This window comes from Vibrio sp. 1078-1 (genome assembly GCF_033340475.1).
This window is the reverse complement of record NZ_JAWOWM010000018.1, coordinates 45,313-66,537: the sequence shown is the minus strand read 5'-3', so window position 1 is coordinate 66,537 and position 21,225 is coordinate 45,313. Positions and strand designations below refer to the sequence as shown.

Here is a 21,225-nt window from a genome sequence, read left to right as displayed (position 1 = left end):
AGTTGGTTAGAATACCGGCCTGTCACGCCGGGGGTCGCGGGTTCGAGTCCCGTCCACTCCGCCACTTATATTAAGCCTCAGTCGAAAGACTGGGGCTTTTTTCGTTTTGGTTCCCCGACTTACCTTAAACCCACTTTCGTATTGAAACCTTGCATCGAGAGGCCGGCTTCCCTCTGGCGATGCTTTCTAAGCCCTATATGAGTGAAGTGGAACTCAGTTTTGTGTGGTTTCTACTGAACCGGGTCCTAGTATCGAGCGCTAGTTCTCAGCCCTTGTGCTTACTTACCAAAGCTTCCTTTATTATTACCTGGAAAATTTATTCACTAGGTTATGTTATTTTCGGGGGAGATTTCTCTGCTTTAGATGTTTTGATTTAGCCATAGGCGCTTATTAATATAAACTCAGCGCATTTAAAACTTTCCAAACATGGATTTTGTTTTGTCGACCTATTTAAGCCAGTGTCTTAAAGTATATTCGCTACTTCTTCCCTCTAACCCTCTCCAACCTTCAAAGCCACCACTACGTACGTATAACGTGAGCGGTATAGGTGCTTTCATAGCTGTGTTTGCTGAGTAAGCAGTTCACCTGGCACATTGACTGAGGAAAAGTCTTCTTTCTGTGGACCTTCGTGTAAGTCACGATAGTTTTAATAATTATCTGGTACTTTTTATTCTAAAGGTGTACGCTTCACATCGAATATTTTTTCGACAGTAAATCATGTTATATCTCTTGTTTAAAAGCTTTGTAAGAAGGCTGAACTCCATGCAAAAAACGCGATGAAGTGTTGCTCGGAGTCTTAAATTAATCTTCATCAGGTGTTTTATGTGTGGGTAGCTTCGCTGAAGTTATACGCAGGAGCTTGTACACCTGATAAAAGAGAAGAGATGGCCGGTGATATTTCATCATCGGCCTTTTTGTATCTGTTAAGCAGCTACAAAGCATTACCCAGTATTGAAATAAGGGCCGGTATTGATCACCGGCCCTTTTTTATTTAGTTGAAAACATGAGTATTTTACAAGTTAAAAATTTGTCTTATCAGATAGCTGATAAGACGTTATACAACAACGTAACCTTTCGTATTAACGTGGGAGAGAAAATAGGTATCACCGGAGCGAATGGTGTTGGAAAAAGCACCTTATTAAAATTGCTTATTGGTGAATTATCTGCAGATAAGGGCTGCATTGACTGGTTACCAAACCTTGAGGTGGGGTATTTAGAGCAACATTTTAAGATGGATAATGCGCTGACGGTTTATGAATGCTTAAAGAGTGCTTTTGAGAACTTATACGCTGCCGAGCAGAAGCTTTGGACTTTGTATCAGGCGATGACCGAGTCTCACTCTACATCTCTTTTAAGCCAAGTCGCTCGGCTACAGGCATATTTAGAAGATGAAGACTTCTATGCAATTAATACCAAAATTGAACGAGTTGCTGTAGGTCTTGGTATTTATCAATTTGGCTTAGATACACCGCTTGTCTCGCTAAGTGGTGGTCAAAGACACAAAGTCCTTTTAGGCAAGTTGTTACTTCGCAACCCCGATGTGTTAATTCTTGATGAGCCGACAAACTATCTTGATGCTCCGCACATTGAATGGCTAGTCGCGTTTCTCAATGATTACATTGGCACCGTTTTACTGGTTTCTCATGATATTGATTTCCTTAATCAAGTAGCGACCAGTGTTTGTGATATTGATTATCAAACGGTTCGAAAATACAGCGGTACTTATGTCAAAGCAATGCAGCAAAAGCAGCACGACGGTGCTTTATTAGAAAAGCAATATAAGGCTCAGCAAAGTGAAATTCGAAAGTTAGAGAAATTTATTGCCCAAAATGGTGCAGGAGTTAACGCCAGTCTTGCTAAAGGGCGTAAGAAGAGACTGGATAAAATCGAACGTATTCAACTGAATCATGTAGAGAAAGTATCGACGTTTGACTTTGCTTACCAGCCCATTGAGCAACCGAATGTGGTTGAGGCAAAAGCGTTGATGATCGGTTATCAGCAGCCTCTGCTTCCAGTATTTGATATCACGTTAGCGCGCGGGGAAAAGTTGGTTGTTGCTGGCTTTAACGGCGTGGGTAAGTCGACCTTACTTAAAACCCTGATGGGGAAGATCGAGCCACTCTCTGGTGAGGTGGTATTGGCAAAAGGTGCAATGATTGGTTATTTTTCTCAAGATTTGTCTTGGCGCCATCCTCAGAACACGCCTGAACAGGAGCTGTGCTCTTGTGCGCCAACAATCTCAAGCAAAGAGTCACGCAAGCTATTAGCTCGCTTTGGGATTACGGGGGATAAGACGCAGCGCCACTTAGATACATTGAGCGGTGGTGAGCAAACTCGGGTGAAGTTGTGTTGTTTATCGGTTCAGAAATGCAATGTTTTGCTGTTGGACGAACCAACAACACACTTGGATAGCAGCAGTAAAAATGCGCTTAAAGAGGCTCTCCAGCGCTTTTCCGGTAGCGTGATTGTGGTATCTCATGAGAAGGCATTTTTGCAATCTTGGCCTGATAGAGTTTTAGATATTTCGTTGCTCACTTGTGCTGAATCGGAAACAGAACAGGAGGTGGAGCTATGATGCAGTCCATGATCCTATTTCTCGTTGCTTTTCTTGTTGGTGCTGATGAGTTGATGCTTGGATCTATTCTTGAACCTATCGGAAATGATTTAAGTGTTCAACCGAGTCAGGTGACCTTATTTATTACGGCATATAGTTTAGCCATAGCAATTTTCGCTCCTTACTTGGGCCGTTTATCAGACCGAGCTGGGCGTATTCGTATCATGGTGCCTGCTTGCTTTGTATTTGGGGTTGTGCCTATTACGACGGGCATAGTTCATGATTTTGAACTTGCTATTGCAACTCGTGTGATCACTGGTATTGCAAGTGCAGGCATGTTACCAATTGCATTCGCGTTAGCGGGAGACGCGAAGGGTAATAGAGCGATGCGTCAAATTGTGATGGTTCAGGCGGGATTAACGCTAGGTATGATAACTAGCCCGGCGATCGGAGCATTGTTGACCCAGCTTTTATCATGGCGTGCCGCTTTTATTATTTTGGGCGTTGCGGCTCTTCTTGTCAGTGCCATGAGCGTAGTGTTCATGAACAACAAGCATAATGAGTCCAAGAAGTCAGATACTCTGCCACCTATCGCAGACGTCATTCATCTTCCAGGCGCGTTGAGAGCGATTCTAGCGATGTGTTTAGGCCTAGGGGGAGGTATTGGTGTATTTAACCTGATAGGCCTCCATATTCGAGATACCAGCGAGTTGGCGCTCGGTTGGGTGGGCGCTATTTATGCTGCTCTAGGGATCGTTAGTGTGGTTGGAAATATGTGCGTGGGGAGAGCTTGCTGTTGGCTTGGTAGCTCTCGAGCCGTTATGCGAGTGGCTTTAATGGTGTGCATACCTTGCAGTGCATGGGTGTTCTCAAATGAGATGAGTACGGTGACCGCTTATCTTCCAGTTCTAGTGCTCTGGTCTCTCGCTGGAGGGGTTGGTTCTCCGGCATTACAAGCACATATCGCAAGCTTATCTGATGAATATCGAGGTGTGTTAATGTCTTTTGGAATGAGTATGATGCACTTTGGTGTCGCGATTTGGTCTGCCTTGGCGGGCTTCGCGTATTCTGTAGGCAATGAATGGGTCGCTTTCGTGGCTTTCCTATTGTTTGGCTCAGCAGTAGTTATCTTAAAGCCAGTTGGTAATACTGAACAAAGTGAGCGTTATTCGTAGTGTTTTAGTAGATAAAGAAAAGCCGTTACCTAAAAAGGTAACGGCTTGTTCCAAATACTTTTTGAAAAACGGTCTTAGTTCATGCCGTATTTCTTAAGTTTCTTGCGAAGAGTACCGCGGTTGATACCCATCATAGTTGCTGCGCGAGTTTGGTTACCGCGAGTGTACTGCATGATAGTATCTAGTAGTGGCTGTTCAACTTCAGCTAGAACTAATTCGTATAGTTCTGTTACTTCCTGGCCGTTTAGTTGAGCAAGGTAGTTTTTAAGAGACGCTTTAACAGAGTCACGTAAAGGCTTCTGAGTAATCTGGTCTTGTGACGTTACTGTAGTTACTGTTAATGCTTCTGAAGTCAGATTTTGTTCGAACATATTCGGTCTAGCTCTTCTCTTAATTATGATGCAACGTTATCAAAATAACCTTCTAACGCCTCAATTTGCAGCGGAGCTGCGTCGATAGCGTTGAAGGTACGGCGAAACTCACTTGCCTGTTCATGCTCTTTCAGGTACCACCCAACGTGCTTGCGCGCGATACGTGGACCTAAGAACTCCCCATAAAATTCATGCAGAGCATTTACATGACCAAGCATAATGGTTTTCACTTCCTCAGTTGGAAGTTCCTCCATTGTGGTGCCGTTTTCCAAATAGTGATGGATTTCCTGGAAAATCCAAGGACGACCCTGGGCAGGGCGTCCAATCATTAAAGCGTCCGCACCGGTGTACTCCAGTACAAATTTGGCTTTCTCCGGGCTATCGATATCACCGTTCGCGATAACCGGAATTGAAATCGCCTCTTTTACCGCTTTAATGCTGTCATATTCGGCCTCACCTTTGTACATACATGCTTTCGTTCTGCCATGCAGAGCAAGAGCTTGTATGCCGCAGTTTTCGGCTAATTTAGCGATCTGGACACAGTTCTTGTTGTCTGTATCCCAGCCAGTTCGAGTCTTTAACGTTACAGGAACGTCCACTGCATTCACGACCGCTTTCAAAATCTCTTCGATAATGTTTGGGTATTGAAGCAGAGCAGAGCCCGCTAGCTTCTTATTCACTTTTTTTGCCGGGCAGCCCATGTTGATGTCGATGATTTGTGCACCGTTCTCAACACTGAATTGAGCTGCATCCGCCATAAGCTGTGGATCGGAACCCGCAATCTGTACAGAGCGAATGCCCGATTCGCCCTCGTGTACCATGCGCTGTTTCGACTTTGACGTTCCCCATAGCTTTGGGTTAGCAGACATCATTTCACTGACGGCCATTCCCGCACCATAGCGAAGACACAACTCGCGAAACGGTCTATCCGTTACACCAGCCATAGGGGCTACGATTAGATTGTTCTTAAGTTGATAGTTTCCGATTTTCAAAACGTCATCACAGTTCTGTACCAGCAAGGGCGCGCATTTTACGCATTTTTTCACTGCGTGAAAAGACTAATATTTGAGCATTTACAAATTGTTTTTGTAAATTGTATGAATTTCAAACAATTAGCTCTGAAAACCTTGTCTAGCCTTGCTTACGACCAGAGATGCGACACCATTCACTTTGCTCAACAATCGGGTCAATGTGAAGCTCGTCACGGTAATAGTTCGCAACATCTTCAGCTTGGGTGTCTAATACGCCAGACATTGCAAGGTCGCCATTTGGTTTAACTAGGCCTTTAATGATTGGTGCAAGTTCACGTAAAGGTCCTGCAAGGATGTTGGCCACAACGACGTCAGCGACGAGACCTTCAGGTTGATTTTGCGGTAAGTAAACTTCTAGTTTGTCTGCAACGCCATTACGCTCAGCATTGTCTTTTGAAGCAAGCAGGGCTTGAGGATCAATATCGATCCCTATCACTTTTTCAGCGCCCAGTTTGATCGCTGCGATCGCAAGAATACCTGAGCCACAACCGAAGTCGATAACGGTCTTACCGCTTAAGTCCATGCTTTCTAGCCACTCAAGACAAAGTGCTGTTGTAGGGTGAGTACCCGTACCGAATGCAAGGCCTGGATCCAACATAACATTAACAGCGTCAGGATCTGGAATGTCGCGCCAGCTTGGACAAATCCATAGGCGTTCACCAAATTTCATTGGGTGGAAGTTTTCCATCCATTCGCGTTCCCAGTCTTTATCTTCAAGCTGTTCTACTTTGTAAGCAAAATTGTCAGCCAGCATATTGCTCGCTTTAATTTGGTCGATGATGAAGTTAGTGTCTGCTTCTGCATCATACAGTGCCAGAATATCAGTATCGCCCCATAAGCGAGTTTCGCCAGGTAGAGGTTCGAATACAGGTGTATCCTGCGCGTCTAAGAATGTAACAGACAGCGCGCCAGTCTCTTCCATTAGCATATCGCCGATTTGCTCAGCGTTTTCATTGGTCGCGTTGAGTTTGATTTGAATCCAAGGCATTGGTTTTTGCTCTTAAAGTGAATGAAGTGGCGCAGAGTTTACCAGAACTCTACGATTTGTTTGAGTATATACCCAAATAAGCCGATTTATATGTTGAGCCGTTCGCGTACATATAAAACAAAAATGCCCACGGGAGTGGGCATTTTTTAAGACGTTTGCTTAGGCTTATTGTAAGCCAAGCTTCTTCTCTAGGTAGTGGATGTTTGCACCACCGTGTTGGAAGTTTTCGTCATTCATAATGGAGAATTGCAGTGGCACGTTAGTTTTGATGCCTTCGATGATCATCTCACCCAGTGCGTTTTTCATACGTGCAATCGCTACATCACGGTTCTCACCGTAAGTGATCAGTTTACCAATCATTGAATCGTAATGAGGTGGAACTGTGTAGCCTGTGTAGATATGAGATTCCCAACGTACACCCATACCGCCAGGAGCGTGGAAACGCTCGATCTTACCCGGAGATGGTAGGAAGCGCTCAGGGTCTTCTGCGTTGATACGACACTCAATCGCATGGCCACGGATCTTAATATCATCTTGAGTGAATGACAGAGGCTGACCCGCTGCAACACGAAGCTGTTCTTTGATTAGGTCGATGCCAGTAACCATCTCTGTTACTGGGTGCTCTACCTGAATACGAGTGTTCATTTCGATGAAGTAGAACTCACCGTTCTCGTATAGGAATTCAAACGTACCTGCGCCGCGGTAACCGATCTCGATACATGCACGAGTACAGCGTTCACCGATGTACTTACGCATTTCTTCGGTGATACCAGGTGCTGGAGCTTCTTCCACTACTTTTTGGTGACGACGTTGCATTGAACAGTCACGCTCACCAAGGTGGATTGCGCCGCCTTGACCGTCAGCAATAACCTGAACTTCAACGTGACGAGGGTTTTCTAGGAATTTCTCCATGTAAACCATGTCATTGTTGAACGCCGCTTTTGCTTCAGCACGTGTCATTGCAATGGCTTGGATAAGGTCTTTCTCTGCGCGAACAACACGCATACCACGACCGCCGCCGCCGCCAGATGCTTTGATGATTACTGGGTAACCAATGCGCTTAGCAAATGCTTTGTTTTTCTCTTCGTCATTGTCTAGAGGGCCGTCAGAACCCGGTACACAAGGAACGCCTGCTTTCTTCATTGCATTGATAGCAGATACTTTATCGCCCATTAGGCGGATAGTGTCTGCCTTTGGACCAACGAAGATGAAACCACTGCGCTCAACTTGCTCTGCGAAGTCTGCGTTTTCAGACAGGAAGCCGTAACCTGGGTGGATAGCCACAGCACCAGTCACTTCTGCTGCAGAAATGATGCGTGGAATGTTTAGGTAGCTGTCGATACCACGAGCAGGGCCGATACATACGGTTTCGTCTGCGAGTAGTACGTGCTTAAGATCGCGGTCCGCTGTTGAGTGAACAGCGACGGTCTTAATACCTAATTCTTTACAAGCGCGAAGAATACGAAGTGCAATTTCACCTCGGTTCGCGATGACTACTTTGTCTAGCATAAGGCAAGCCCCGCTTATTCGATTACAACAAGAGGTTGGTCGAATTCAACTGGTTGGCCGTCTTCAGCTAGGATTGCTGTAACAACGCCAGATTTGTCCGCTTCGATTTGGTTCATCATTTTCATTGCTTCAACAATACACAGAGTATCGCCAGCATTTACTTTCTGACCCACTTCTACGAATGCTTTAGAGTCTGGGCTTGGAGAGCGGTAGAAAGTACCAACCATTGGAGAAAGAACTTGGTGACCTACAGGTGTTGCTGCTGGAGCTTCTGCTGCTGGTGCTTCCGCTACTGGTGCCGCTGCTACTGGAGCAGGTGCCGCTGCTGGAGCTGCTGCGTAGTGAATTGGTGCTTGAGGGGCTGCAGTGCCATGACGGCTGATGCGCACTGACTCTTCACCTTCAGAGATCTCTAGCTCAGCAATGCCAGACTCTTCAACTAACTCAATTAGCTTCTTGATTTTACGAATATCCATCTTTTCTTTCTCTTTTATCTTGTGATTAAGACAACCCTCGTAGGGTTGCAGAGTGTTAGGGTTACTTTGCCTGTAGCTTATTGATCGCTGCAGACAGAGCAAATTCATAGCCTTGTGCGCCTAAACCGCAAATCACACCCTCTGCTTTATCTGACAGATAAGAGTGATGACGGAATGGTTCACGTGCATGCACATTTGATAAGTGCACCTCAATAAATGGGATGGCGACGCCAAGTAATGCATCTCGCAGCGCCACACTAGTATGAGTGAAAGCCGCTGGATTGATGATGATGAAGTCAATCTTGCCATAGGCAGAGTGAATGGCTTCAATCAGTTCGTACTCACGATTTGATTGTAGGTGTTCCAGTTCTACCCCAGCGTTATGGGCTTGCTCTGTAAGAGTATCCACAACTTGAGCTAAGGTACTGTGACCATAGTGTGTCGGTTCGCGCAGACCCAATAGATTAAGATTTGGTCCGTTTAGAACAAGAATCCGTGACTTTGCAGACATTGTGTTGCTATCTTCCCTTATCGTGAGTGGAACGTTTATATTCCCAAATATACGATAGTTCAGCACGATTTTTTTGTTAAAACCGAGCAAATTTTAAAAAATCGACCAAGATTATAGCTAATTCATAGCAATTAGCAGCAATTTACTGGTCTAATCTCCTAATAGCCACTCTCGTTTCTGTAACCAAGTTAACAAAAACAACATAATTGCCATATTTTTTGTGTGGCCAATTTGCGCACTAAAGCAAAAAACCGCCATGAGTGATGGCGGTTTTTAAAGTGCTTTTAAAACAGTTGGTTGAATTTATGCCAATTCTGCTTTCTCTGCGATAAGTTTATCTACAACGCTCGGATCGGCAAGCGTTGATGTGTCTCCGAGGTTGCTGGTATCACCCGTTGCAATTTTACGCAGGATTCGACGCATGATCTTACCAGAACGAGTCTTCGGTAAGGAATCCGTCCAGTGCAGTACATCTGGTGTTGCAATTGGACCAATCTCTTTACGCACCCAATCTTTCACTTCTTTGTGTAGCTCTGCTGACGGGAATTCACCATCGTTCAAGGTAATGTAAGCGTAGATAGCTTGGCCTTTGATATCATGCGGAATGCCCACAATAGCGGCCTCAGCAATTTTATGATGTGCGACAAGAGCCGATTCTATTTCAGCGGTACCCATGCGGTGACCCGACACGTTTAGTACGTCATCAACACGGCCCGTGATCCAGTAGTAACCGTCTTCGTCACGACGAGCTCCATCACTAGTAAAGTACATTCCCTTGAAGGTTGAGAAGTAGGTCTGTTCAAAGCGCTCGTGGTCGCCATAAACAGTGCGCATCTGACCTGGCCATGAATCAAGGATCACCAAGTTACCTTCTGCTGCGGTTTCTTCAATGATGTTGCCCATGTTATCAACCAGTGCAGGTTGGACTCCGAAGAATGGTCGAGTTGCTGAGCCTGGTTTTAAATCTGTTGCACCTGGTAGTGGTGCAATTAAGATACCGCCGGTCTCTGTTTGCCACCAAGTATCAACGATAGGCGAGCTCTCGTTACCAATCGTTTTGTAGTACCACTCCCACGCTTCAGGGTTGATAGGCTCACCTACTGAACCCATCACACGTAAGCTTGAACGAGATGTCCCTGCTACCGCTTCGTTACCTTTTGCCATTAGTGCACGAATAGCGGTTGGCGCAGTGTAGAGAATGTTCACTTGGTGCTTATCAACCACTTCACTCATACGAGCCGTGCTTGGGTAGTTTGGAACACCTTCAAACAGAATGGTTTTGGCCCCGTTCGCTAGTGGACCATAAATTAGGTAAGTATGGCCTGTAATCCAGCCCACATCCGCGGTACACCAGAAGGTTTCACCTGGTTGATAATCGAAGACATATTTAAAGGTCATTGCCGCGTAGACGAGGTAACCGCCAGTAGTATGTAGTACGCCTTTAGGTTTACCTGTCGAGCCAGATGTGTAGAGGATGAACAGCGGGTCTTCGGCTTTCATCTCTTCTGGTGGGCAAACGTCAGAAACGTTGGCTGTTGCTTCGTGCCACCAAACATCACGGTGTTCATGCCATTCAACATCACCACCTGTACGTTTAAGCACGACGACTTTATTGATGGTTTTTACGTCTGGGTTGGTTAGTGCTTCATCCACGTTCTTTTTCAGTGGAACAGCGCGTCCGCCACGTACGCCTTCGTCTGCGGTGATCACGACTTTAGCGTCAGAGTCGATGATACGGCCGGATAGCGCTTCTGGTGAGAAACCGCCAAATACTACGGTGTGAACCGCACCAATACGGGTACAAGCGAGCATAGCCACTGCAGCTTCTGGCACCATTGGCATGTATAGACACACCACGTCGCCCTTGCGTACGCCTTGCTCTTTCAATGCGTTGGAGAATTTACACACTTCTTTGTGTAGTTCGTTGAAAGTGAGTGTTTTGTCGTCGGCTGGATCATCGCCTTCCCAAATGATGGCGACGTCATCCCCGTGTTCTGCAAGATGACGGTCAATACAGTTAGCCGAGACGTTCAGTGTGCCATCTTCAAACCAGCGAATATCAACATGGCCAGTGTCGAAAGAAGTGCTTTTTACTTTGGTGAAAGGTTTGATCCAATCAACGATTTTGCCGTGTTCGTTCCAGAAGCCCTCTGGATCGGTTACCGACTGCTGATACATGGCTAAGTAAGTATCATTATCCGCGTGTGTATGAGTTTTAATATTTTCTTTTACCGGATAAACGTGGGCTTCGCTCATGGCTTCTCTCCTTGTGCCTTATTTCTCGGCCTTACACCAATCTAGATAAGATTTTGAATATATTTTTGTAGGGCTGTTTTTTGGTTCTAAATAACTTGGTCGTGGTAATGACGACGTTGTGCTTATAACTGTCAGTCACCGCGCGTAATTCCACAATTAGACTTTAGGATGAGAGTGATGGAAGCGCCGGGAAATCGCTGAAACAAAAGTATTTCTGGGAGCTAGGTCAACTGATTTTTATGTATACGGCGCGGTTAGGTTGGGTAAATCGCCTTTCGTTAAGCGGACAAAGACCAAAGCGGCAGAAATCGCGTCTTGCAAGGCGTCGTGTTTGTCTTGGATAGGAAGTTCGAGGTGTTTACAAATGGCATCCAGACTTAAGTCGAAATAGGCATTCGGCAAATGTCGTTCCAACTTATCGTGATAAATCTGACTGACCTCGATGAGTGGGTTAGGAAGTGGGAAGCCAAGTTGCCGCAGACAAGCAAGGTCTAAGATCTTTTTATCGTAACGAATGTGATAGCCCACAAGTGGTCGGTTGCTGATAAAGTCGAGCAGCTCGAGCAGCGCCTCTTTTTCACTGATGCCATCGACTAAGTCTTGGTGGCGAATTCGATGGATCTTGACCGAGCCAGAGTCGAGCGATTGTGGCGCGCGTAAGCGGACTTCAAATGGTTGACTGGTGATAATACGGTTGTCGATGATCTTGGTGGCTGCAATAGTCACCAGCTCGGCACGATTTGGGTCAAGGCTGGTGGTTTCGCAGTCAAGAGAGACGTATTCTGTTTTATCTGGCGTGCAAAACAGCGACTGATAAGGCGAGCCTTTCAATTTGTAGTACCAGTATTTGCGTTGTAACCAGTTCATTGCTTACGCCTCTGTGATTTATGAAAATCAGGGTTAATCACGAATTTGATAATGGAAGCCTAAAAATTGCTTAAATTTCTTCACCACATGTAAGCTGTGGCGAAGCAAATCACGCTCAGTTCTATCCAGTTGTTTAATATCAATGTTATTCAACGCTTCTTGCTTTTTGAGTTGCTGATTAAGACGAAGTTTAAAGAACAATTTCAGTGCTTCGTTGAGATTATCTGCCGTTTCAGATTCTAAGATGCGCTTATTTCTCAGAGCTTCAATGCGCTCAAACGTGTTCTTCTCCTCAATGGCATATTCCAAAGACAAGGTGCGAATGCCGTGTACAATTGGGAAAATACCGCCGCGTTTAATGTCCAATCCGTCTTTAGCACTTTTTACGTTGCCAAATAGAGTTAGGGGCACCGAAAACTGCAAGGCAGGGCGAGTAAAGTCAGACAATATCAACATGCGATCTTTCATTGTGTCACGAAGATGCGCCGCAATTGGAGCCAGCAGCTCGCAATTCCCAGCAACAGCATGGGCGTCACTGAAAATGGCTAAGTCCATGATTTGTTGTGGTTCGGCTTTAGCTATCCAGTGGTTTAGGGTGCTTATCCATTCTTGCTGTGTTTTGACCCATTTCGGGTTGTTAACCATCACTTTACCAGGGCAAAGTGGATAACCGAGCTGTTGTAGGGTGTGTGTGAAGGATTGCATCACTTGTTCGCAATGAGGCCATTCCAGACCATCTTGAATAATCAGGGCATTGTCTTGATCGGTTTTGAGAATTTGCTCTCCTCGGCCTTCAGAGCCGAGTACGATCAAGCAACAATGGTCGTGCAAGGCTGGTGGTATTACTAACTCGAACGCTTTCTCGATAATTTGCTCGTTTACGGCTGAGATCAGCTCCATGATGAAGCGAGTGCGGATGCCGTTTTTCAATAAGCTCTCGACCAATTGACGTTGGCGGTTTGAGGCCAAAGCGAGCTCTTCCACGCTGCTTGCTCGAGCAATACTGAGCGTTAACACGTGAGAGTGGGTTGAGAACGCGCTAAGAATTTGGGTCATATCCAGCATGCCGACGGCTCTGTTGCCTTCACATACCATGAGGCGTTTCATTCTGTTTCTGGTCATTGTGATCATGGCGTTGAATAGAAAGTCACCATCATCAACGTGATAAACAGGAAAGCTCGCGATCTCACCCACTGGTGTGTCGAGCGCGCAACCATCCAACATCACAGAATGCAGCATATTAGTACGAGTCACTATTGCGTACGGGTGGGCTGATGGCCATTTTTCCAATCGTGGATCATCGCCATGGAGTTGAACCAATGCAGCGTCAATCCCATTTTCTTTTAAGGAACGTGTTACCTCGTTAATTGGTGTATTTGGTTCAAGGATCATCGGTGGGTGATAAATGCTGCGGTCAACTTTAGTGAGAATAAACTCCGCTAAGTTTTGCTGTTGATGGGCCGCTTCGATGAGCTCTTGCCGTTTCGATAAATTGTTATCGAAATAGGCTGCAAACTGGCCATTTTCGTTGTAAAGGGCAAGGAAAATTTCTTTCGGCAGTAGGTAAGAGAGCGTGTCCTCAAGCGCGATGTAGTGATGACGTACCTTGTCTTCAAGTAACGAGCGTACATCGAACATATCGTCGTTGGCATAATGTGCGAACACTTCCTGTTGATCGTTGGAGCGCTCTTCTACCGCGCCTTTGATCAGAATATGTAAGTGGGGGTTCTTCTGTCCGCAGGATAAAATAACATCTCGAGCTCGATAGTAGGCGACGTCCAGAGACGATCGCAGTCGCGTTTGTTGTGCTTCAGTTAAGCGATCGAACGGTGGAGATTGCATGTTAAATTTGTCAGGCATGAGAACACCCAATAATGATGGAAGGAACACTCTCTAAGTCTGACAAATTTCTTACCGGAAGCCAGACGACTTTGGTCTAAATTACGATGTTTTCGCTTGAAGATGCCAAATGTCGCAAAGTTAGTATTCCATCGAGGAAACGATAAGTTTCTTATTCTTCCCTTTTTATAATACGCATGGCGATCCATAATTCCCGGCTCGAACGTTGGTGTTCCCGTTTTAGGATATTAGTAATGTTGAAACCTTCTCCGTATGGCTGGATTTCCCAGTACTTTCTCGGATTCTTCTTTGCGTATGGCGTGTATCTGCCATTTTGGTCACTTTGGTTTAAGGATCAGGGCGTATCTTCGACAGATATCGGTTTGCTGGTCGGGTTAGGCCTTGCGACACGTTGTGTTGCCAATATCGTGATCACCCCACGAGTACACAAAGTCGAACATCTTATGCCTGCTTTACGTTGGTTGAGTTTCGCTGCCCTCCTTTTTGTTGGATTTCACTTTTTTACGGGTGGTAGCTTTTGGTTAATGGCACTAGCGACAGTGTTGTTCAATCTTTGTTGTGGACCGATTATTCCGTTGTCGGACGCGATGGCAAATTACTACGCTCGCCTGAAAATGCTCGATTATGGCCGCACGCGGCTATGGGGTTCGATCGCCTTTATCGCAGGCTCGACGGCAGTGGGCTACCTGGTGGCTGAATTTGGCTCCGATATGATCTTGTACACTGCGATGTTCGGCGTGTTTATCTCGTTGCTGTTTGCTATGCGACCGACTAACCCAATGCCTGTAACGCACGGTGGGCAAAGCGCAGAACGTCCAAAGCTGACCGCTCTTTTGACCGACAAGCCGATACTAAAATTCTTAGTGTTGGTGTCACTAATTCAGGGCAGTCATGCGGCTTACTACGGCTTTAGTGCGATTCACTGGAAGGCCGCTGGTCACTCGGAAGATGTCATTGGCTACTTGTGGAGCTTAGGAGTGGCCGCAGAAGTGGCAGTGTTTGCATTGAGTAAGCGCTTATTCGTAGGTTGGTCAATACGCGCGCTGTTTATTGCTGCTGCCGTTGGTGTAATGATGCGTTGGGGTATTACGGCGTCGACAACATCAATTATTGCTTTGGTGGTTGTTCAACTATTGCATGGTGTGACTTTCGCTACCGCACACATTGCCGCGATCCAATATATCCAAAACTCCGAAGAAAATAAGATCGTAGCGTTGCAAGCGTTGTATAACGCGATTCCGTTGGGCGCATTTATCGCGTTAATGACCGTATTGAGTGGCTGGGGTTATGAGCACTGGGGATCGCTTGTGTTCTGGGGCATGGCCGCGATGGGGTTATTGGCTCTGTTCATCAAGCTTGATTCGCAAGACCCACATCAGGTGGTTGATGTATCAGACAAGCCACTTGAAACACAGAATTAGACTTATGTAACAAAGGTTAAAAACTAAGCTTTGTCTCCGTTATCAAAGCAGTGTTAAATGAAACCTCTCCCTCATGGAGAGGTTTTTTTATTCTCTTGCTTTAAAAGTAGCAAGAAAGGCAAGAAAGGATATCGGATGCAAGGATGGCTGGTGGTTCCCGTTTCTTTAGCGTATTTGGGAGCTTTATTTATCATCGCGTGGTACGGCGACATTCAGAAAAGGTGGCTAGCGCGCTGGCGGCCTTGGATTTATAGCCTTTCCATTGCGGTGTACTGTACATCGTGGACCTTCTACGGCACGGTCGGGCAGGCCAGCAGTAATCCTTGGTCTTTCTTGCCTATCTATATTGCTCCCATTTTAGTGTTTACCATCGGATGGCGCGTTTTAGCTCGGCTTATTTTGATTGCTAAACGGGAACACATCACGTCGATTGCTGACTTTATCGGAGCACGCTACGGTAAATCCCAAGGTTTGGCCGTGGTTGTTACGCTCATAGCGGTTGCGGGAATTTTGCCGTACATCGCTTTACAGCTGCGTGGTATCACTATGGGGCTTGAAATCATTGCTCCGGAGCTGGCTACTGATTTTGGTTATCAAAACGATAGCGTGTCGTGGTTTGTTGTGGTCGCATTGGCGATTTTTACGATGCTATTCGGTACCCGCCACATTGATAACACGGAACACCATCGTGGGATGATGATGGCAATTGCCTTCGAATCCATTATCAAACTGCTGGCTTTTTTAGTGGTTGGTGTTTTCATTGTTTGGTTGGCGATGAACACCGAGAATTTGAGCTTAATTGATGTTGCCGCACAGACGTATCAGTCACCAAATATCCCGACTATATTGATTCATACTGTACTCACGATGCTGGCGATCGTTTGCCTTCCGCGACAATTCCATACGATGGTTGTGGAAAATGAACGTGCTCAAGATTTGCACGTGGCTCGTTGGTTGTTCCCCATTTATCTGATCTTAATGGGGATTTTTGTTTTACCTATTGCGTGGGTAGGGCAAGGTCTCTTGAGTGGCGCTTCGCCTGATACTTATGTCATCAGTGTGCCGATGTCGGTAGGGGCGAGTGAAATCGCCTTACTTGCGTTTCTAGGCGGTACTTCAGCGGCAAGTGGCATGGTTATCGTATCGACGATTGCCTTAGCGATCATGGTCTCGAATGACTTGGTTATGCCATTGCTATTGCGTCGCATGCGACTGACGCAGCGTAACCATCACCATTTTTCTGAATTATTACTGCGGATCCGCCGTGGTTTGATATTAGTTTTGTTGATTGGCGCGTGGTGTTTCTATCAAGCGTTGGACACTATTCATTCACTGTCTGCTATCGGCTTTCTCTCGTTCGCGGCTATCACGCAATTCGCTCCTGCGCTGGTTGGCGGTATGTATTGGCGTCAAGGGAATAAGAAAGGTGTGTATGTTGGCCTCGCGGTGGGTTTTGCTACCTGGTTGATTACGTTAATGAGCCAAACAGACATGCTTGCCGGAGACGCCAGTAATAACTTCCTGATCTGGTTGATTACGCCACCAGAGGTATTGGCTAGTTTTGATATCGCGATTTCAGATTGGGGGATGATCCTCAGTGTGGTCGCTAATGCAGTGTGTTTTGTTGTGGTTTCTATGGCTACCCGACCAAGCCTAAGTGAGCGCTTACAATCGGCATCATTCGTTGGTACACCGCTGCCTGAAAGCGAAAATATGAGTCTGTACCAGAGCCGCGTTACGGTTGCAGAACTGGAAATGCTAGCGTCTAGATTTGTAGGACGAACGCGAGTTAAAGCGGCGTTTCAAGCCTACTGGAGCCAGCAACGAGAAGAGTTGATGCCGAATCAACAAGCGCCATCTTCTCTGATTCGGCATACGGAGCGTGTGCTAGCAGGGGTATTTGGAGCATCTTCTGCTAAGTTAGTACTTACTTCTGCTCTGCAAGGAAGAAACATGCAGCTTGAAGAGGTGGCGACTATCGTCGATGAAGCCTCTGAACTGTACGATTTTAGTCGGGGTTTACTCCAAGGCGCGATTGAGCATATTGGACAAGGTATTGCGGTCGTCGATAAGCAACTACGCTTGGTAGCGTGGAACCAACGCTATTTAGAACTCTTTGAATTTCCGCCAGGCCTGATTCAAGTAGGTCGACCGATTGCGGATGTGATTCGGCACAATGCAGAGCAGGGGTTGTGTGGCCCTGGTGACCCTGATGACCACGTTCGTCGCCGTGTTTATCACCTTGAGCAAGGGACTCGGCACACCTCTTCTCGGGTTCGTCCCGATGGTCGCGTGATAGAGGTGCAAGGTAACCCAATGCCAGGTGGTGGCTTTGTGATGAGCTTTACCGACATCACCGTATTCCGTGATGCAGAGCAAGCACTGAAAGACGCCAACGAGACATTGGAAGAAAGGGTACGTCTGCGGACTCGAGAATTAGAACAACTCAACAAGCAGCTGGTGGAAGCGACGCAGCGCTCTGATTTGGAATCGAAGTCCAAATCACGGTTCTTGGCGGCAGTAAGCCATGACTTGATGCAACCGCTCAACGCGGCGCGTCTATTCGCATCTTCACTATCGGAAGTCGCCAAAGACAGCGAAGCCAAAAAGCTGTCAGCACACATTGAAAGTGCTTTAGAGGCTGCCGAAGACTTAATTGGAGATTTGCTGGATATCTCGCGTTTGGAATCGGGCAAGTTGGAAGTCAACGTGCATGGCTTTGCGTTAAATGATGTGTTATCGAATTTGAATGCTGAGTTTAGTGCGTTAGCCAAACAGCAAGGTATAGAGTTCACCATGATTCCGTCCTCACTCATGGTTAAGTCGGATCCCAAACTGCTGCGCCGTGTGGTGCAAAACTTCCTGACCAATGCGTTTCGTTATAACCCGAATGGCAAAGTCGCACTCGGTGTTCGCCGCGTGAAAGGGCGAGTGCGTATTGATGTATGGGATAATGGAGTGGGGATTGAAGAAGAGAAGCAGCAAGAGATTTTTGAAGAGTTTAATCGCGGAACTCAAGTTCGTTCCGACCAAGGCCTCGGACTTGGTTTGGCGATTTCGAAAGGAATTGCTCAGGTACTTGGGCATGAAATTTCGATGCGCTCTTGGGTTGGAAAAGGCAGTGTTTTTTCCATCACCCTAGATAAAGCTGATCATGTTCAGCCTCATCCAGTTCACGTGGCAATGAGTAAGCAATCTGAACTTGGTCATCTGAGAATCCTATGTGTCGATAATGAGCCTGACATTCTAGTCGGCATGGAAAACTTACTTTCCCGATGGGGCTGCGATACACGAGTTGCGATTGATTTAGTTGAAAGTCTACAAGCGCTTGAGGATGGTTGGATTCCGGATGTAATTTTCTCCGATTACCGACTTGATGATGGTCGTACTGGTTTAGAAGTGCTACAGCAATGCCGCCTAAGATTAGGCCACAGCTTTGAAGGCGTCATCATCAGTGCAGATCGTACCGATGATATGCTTGATGGCATCAAAGCAAATGGGTTCAGCTTTATTGCTAAGCCAGTTAAGCCGCTTAAGCTGCGTTCGGTGCTCAATCGAGTCGCTTAGGATTGGAGTGTTTGAAAAATCGCTATAAAAAGAGACCTCCGAATGGAGGTCTCGATGTTTGTAATCTTAGTTGATAGGCTGAGTTTGCCGCTTATTCTGCGACGCCGCCTTGAGTCAGTTTGGCTGGATTAAGCAATCGCTCTAGTGTGGCTCTATCCAAATCAGTTTCTTCTTCCGCGACATCAATAATCGCGCGTCCCTGTTTGTAGGCTTTTTTCGCGACTTCTGCCGCTTTTAGGTAACCAATGACCGGGTTGAGAGCCGTGACCAAAATAGGGTTTTTGGCGAGTGCTACATCCAAGTTATCTTGGCGAACTTCAAACGTCGCAATGGCTTTGTCAGCTAAAGCGGTTGCGCTGTTAGAGAGTAACTCGATGCTCTCCAATACGTTATGAGCAATAACTGGCAGCATGACGTTAAGCTGGAAGTTGCCCGCTTGGCCTGCGACGGTAATGGTGGTGTCATTACCAATGACTTGCGCTGATGCCATAGCTGCGGCTTCTGGGATCACAGGATTTACTTTGCCAGGCATGATGGAAGAACCCGGTTGCAAGCCTTGTAATTCAATCTCACCTAAACCAGCCAATGGACCTGAATTCATCCAACGAAGATCATTTGCGATCTTCATGATCGCAACTGCTGCTGTTTTGAGCTGTCCCGACAGAGCGACGATCGCATCTTGACTGCTTAAATTGAAAAAGAAGTTATCACTGGCCATGAACTGAATACGAGTTGACTGGGTTAGGTTGCTAGCGAATAAGTCTGCAAAGCGTGGATCGGCATTGATCCCCGTTCCAACCGCCGTACCACCTTGGGCTAAGGCTTTTACAGCAGGAAGTGTTTGTTCAATCGCTTGTTTTGCATGCTCGATTTGGAACTGCCAACCGCCAAGTTCTTGAGCAAAGGTAATTGGCATCGCGTCCATTAAGTGGGTGCGACCGGTTTTTACAACATCTTTCAATGCTTGTTGCTTAGACTCTAGTGTTTGGCTTAGGTGTGACAGGGCCGGGAAGAGCTGTTTTTCAATGGCTAATGCTGCGCTAACTTGAATGGCCGTTGGTACCACATCGTTGCTGCTTTGTCCCATATTGACGTGATCATTAGGGCTGACAGTGCCGCCTAGATGCTGGGAGGCCAGTGTTGCAATTACCTCATTCGCATTCATATTTGAGCTAGTACCTGATCCGGTTTGAAATACGTCAATTGGGAATTGCTCAATATGATTGCCTTCGATAATTGCTTGAGCTGCGTCAGCAATCGCGTTGGCAATATCTCCCTCAAGCAGCCCTAGCTGTGCGTTGGTGAGTGCCGCAGTCTGCTTGATGTGTGCTAACGCTTTGATAAAACCAGATGGCATTTTATGTTGACTGAATGAGAAGTTATCGACGGCGCGTTGAGTCTGGGCTTGGTAGAGAGCATCTGCAGGGACCGTTACTTCGCCCATACTGTCAGTTTCTATGCGGAATTCGGTGCTCATGGTAGGGATCCTTTTGGTTAATCGAGTGAGATTTGAATCAGGCGTAATTGTTGTTGTAGTGCGAGAAATTTCACGTCGCCTTGTTCAAACTGGTAGTAATAGCGTTTGAGGCAAAATAATGGCGTATGGATAGAATCGAGACAGACACGACGGAAGATACGACTGCGAGTTGAGTCTTGAATTGCGTCTAGTAAATGGAAATAAACCTGACGTAAAAACAGCTCACACAACAATAGATTTTCTTCATCGGCATCGTGTTCATAACAAGAAGACAACACCATTCCCCAATGAATATAGTCATGAATCACGTCTGGCTCAAAGCCATGTGGTGCGGCGAGAAGGAATCTATCTTGGGCTTTAAAAAATGCGTTAAAGATGTCCCGTTTGTTGTCCATAACCACCTCTCATTAAATGTAATGATAATTATTATCAATTAAGTTGTGGATTGGCAACCCTTTTTAGAGTAAGAGGTTGTTGAAGAAAGACTTACGGAAACAAAAGCCGACGCAAAGGCGTCGGCTGAGTAGGAATTCATTTATGCTGAGTGAAACTAAGTCACTGTCGTTTGAATACCGGTGAATTAGCTTGTCGCCGTTATTCAGTAAATAAGGTTTCGTACTTCACAAATGCGGTTTGTGTTTCACCATAATACAGTGTGCCGCCTGATTGAATGACGACTCTTAACCAGCTTTCTGCAGATGCAGGCTTTGGTAAGGTGATGTACCAGCTTTGGCCTGCTTGATCGGCGGGCTTCATATCAATCGGTTGAGCGTTTTTCTCTTTGTCACTCACAATAGAAACTTTAACCCCTTCGAGTGGGTAAGCGGCGTTGAGTGACAATTCTAAGTTATTTTTAGTGAGTTTTTCAGAGCGAAATTTCACTTTAAAATCGCCATTTTCCATATCACACAGACCACTGGTGTAACGACAATTAGACTTACTCGCGAGTTTGTAAGTTTCCCCTTCTTGCGCCGCGTGGGGTTTCTCGCTGAGGGCCATATCGGTACCGAAGTAAGCGATCAAAGAGAGAACTGGCGCAATCAGTAGAGCGAGAATAAAGTGCTTGTTTTTGAACATCTTGGCTTCCTTGCAACGACATACTGCGAATATGGTAACTGAAAAGTGAGAATAAAAAAGCCCCGGACGGCTGGTTCCAAGCGGG

General features: G+C 46.2%; 16 protein-coding genes. 4 read left to right on the top strand and 12 right to left on the bottom strand.

The genetic code is table 11. The features are described from left to right. Positions 1–1,003: 1,003 nt before the first annotated feature. Both R7190_RS22480 and R7190_RS22475 read left to right on the top strand, forming a co-directional pair. Positions 1,004–2,575, top strand: coding sequence for an ABC-F family ATP-binding cassette domain-containing protein (locus R7190_RS22480; RefSeq protein WP_025768822.1), 1,572 nt, complete (start codon positions 1,004–1,006; stop codon positions 2,573–2,575). Then, positions 2,572–3,729, top strand: coding sequence for an MFS transporter (locus R7190_RS22475; protein ID WP_042523691.1), 1,158 nt, complete (start codon positions 2,572–2,574; stop codon positions 3,727–3,729). The genes R7190_RS22480 and R7190_RS22475 overlap by 4 nt, the downstream gene beginning before the upstream one ends. Before the next feature lie 74 nt (positions 3,730–3,803). On the opposite strand, the gene fis is transcribed toward R7190_RS22475, so the two are convergent. From fis to R7190_RS22430, 9 genes are all read right to left on the bottom strand, one after another. After that, positions 3,804–4,100 (bottom strand): DNA-binding transcriptional regulator Fis, encoded by a 297-nt coding sequence (gene fis / locus R7190_RS22470; protein WP_000462885.1) that lies wholly within the window; start codon positions 4,098–4,100, stop codon positions 3,804–3,806. A gap of 23 nt (positions 4,101–4,123) precedes the next feature. Next, a complete protein-coding gene (gene dusB / locus R7190_RS22465) occupies positions 4,124–5,092 on the bottom strand; it encodes a tRNA dihydrouridine synthase DusB (protein ID WP_005382505.1) in 969 nt (322 codons plus the stop codon). Between the two features lie 139 nt (positions 5,093–5,231). Beyond that, complete coding sequence (gene prmA, locus R7190_RS22460; RefSeq protein WP_005382507.1) at positions 5,232–6,119, bottom strand: 50S ribosomal protein L11 methyltransferase; 888 nt, start codon at positions 6,117–6,119, stop codon at positions 5,232–5,234. Between the two features lie 165 nt (positions 6,120–6,284). Next, entirely contained in the window at positions 6,285–7,628 is a 1,344-nt protein-coding gene (gene accC / locus R7190_RS22455) for an acetyl-CoA carboxylase biotin carboxylase subunit (RefSeq protein ID WP_005382509.1), read from the bottom strand. Between the two features lie 14 nt (positions 7,629–7,642). Beyond that, positions 7,643–8,104 (bottom strand): acetyl-CoA carboxylase biotin carboxyl carrier protein, encoded by a 462-nt coding sequence (gene accB / locus R7190_RS22450; RefSeq protein WP_025768820.1) that lies wholly within the window; start codon positions 8,102–8,104, stop codon positions 7,643–7,645. Between the two features lie 61 nt (positions 8,105–8,165). Continuing rightward, positions 8,166–8,615: a type II 3-dehydroquinate dehydratase gene (gene aroQ, locus R7190_RS22445; protein WP_042523695.1), complete on the bottom strand. Its 450-nt coding sequence runs from the start codon at positions 8,613–8,615 to the stop codon at positions 8,166–8,168. 303 nt (positions 8,616–8,918) lie between these two features. Continuing rightward, positions 8,919–10,871 carry an acetate--CoA ligase gene (gene acs / locus R7190_RS22440; protein WP_005386359.1) on the bottom strand — a complete coding sequence of 651 codons (1,953 nt, stop codon included), beginning with the start codon at positions 10,869–10,871 and terminating at the stop codon, positions 8,919–8,921. Between the two features lie 237 nt (positions 10,872–11,108). Continuing rightward, on the bottom strand, positions 11,109–11,738 hold the full coding sequence (locus tag R7190_RS22435; RefSeq protein ID WP_186584602.1) for a 3'-5' exonuclease: 630 nt from the start codon (positions 11,736–11,738) through the stop codon (positions 11,109–11,111). A gap of 33 nt (positions 11,739–11,771) precedes the next feature. Next, on the bottom strand, positions 11,772–13,598 hold the full coding sequence (locus R7190_RS22430; RefSeq protein WP_025768817.1) for a DUF294 nucleotidyltransferase-like domain-containing protein: 1,827 nt from the start codon (positions 13,596–13,598) through the stop codon (positions 11,772–11,774). 233 nt (positions 13,599–13,831) lie between these two features. On the opposite strand from R7190_RS22430, the gene R7190_RS22425 reads away from it, so the two are divergent. Together R7190_RS22425 and R7190_RS22420 are read left to right on the top strand one after the other, a co-directional pair. Then, positions 13,832–15,019: a 3-phenylpropionate MFS transporter gene (locus R7190_RS22425; protein WP_042523701.1), complete on the top strand. Its 1,188-nt coding sequence runs from the start codon at positions 13,832–13,834 to the stop codon at positions 15,017–15,019. A gap of 135 nt (positions 15,020–15,154) precedes the next feature. Further along, the gene (locus tag R7190_RS22420) at positions 15,155–18,586 is read left to right on the top strand and encodes a PAS-domain containing protein (RefSeq protein WP_054577283.1); all 3,432 of its coding nucleotides are present in this window, start codon (positions 15,155–15,157) and stop codon (positions 18,584–18,586) included. A gap of 91 nt (positions 18,587–18,677) precedes the next feature. On the opposite strand, the gene R7190_RS22415 is transcribed toward R7190_RS22420, so the two are convergent. The 3 genes from R7190_RS22415 to R7190_RS22405 all read right to left on the bottom strand — a co-directional run bounded on the left by R7190_RS22415 (position 18,678) and on the right by R7190_RS22405 (position 21,140). Further along, positions 18,678–20,063: a class II fumarate hydratase gene (locus R7190_RS22415; RefSeq protein WP_054577282.1), complete on the bottom strand. Its 1,386-nt coding sequence runs from the start codon at positions 20,061–20,063 to the stop codon at positions 18,678–18,680. Between the two features lie 17 nt (positions 20,064–20,080). Then, positions 20,081–20,458: a hypothetical protein gene (locus R7190_RS22410; protein WP_005382370.1), complete on the bottom strand. Its 378-nt coding sequence runs from the start codon at positions 20,456–20,458 to the stop codon at positions 20,081–20,083. A 199-nt stretch (positions 20,459–20,657) separates the two neighbouring features. Then, a complete protein-coding gene (locus tag R7190_RS22405) occupies positions 20,658–21,140 on the bottom strand; it encodes a hypothetical protein (protein WP_005382371.1) in 483 nt (160 codons plus the stop codon). Between the last annotated feature and the right edge of the window lie 85 nt (positions 21,141–21,225).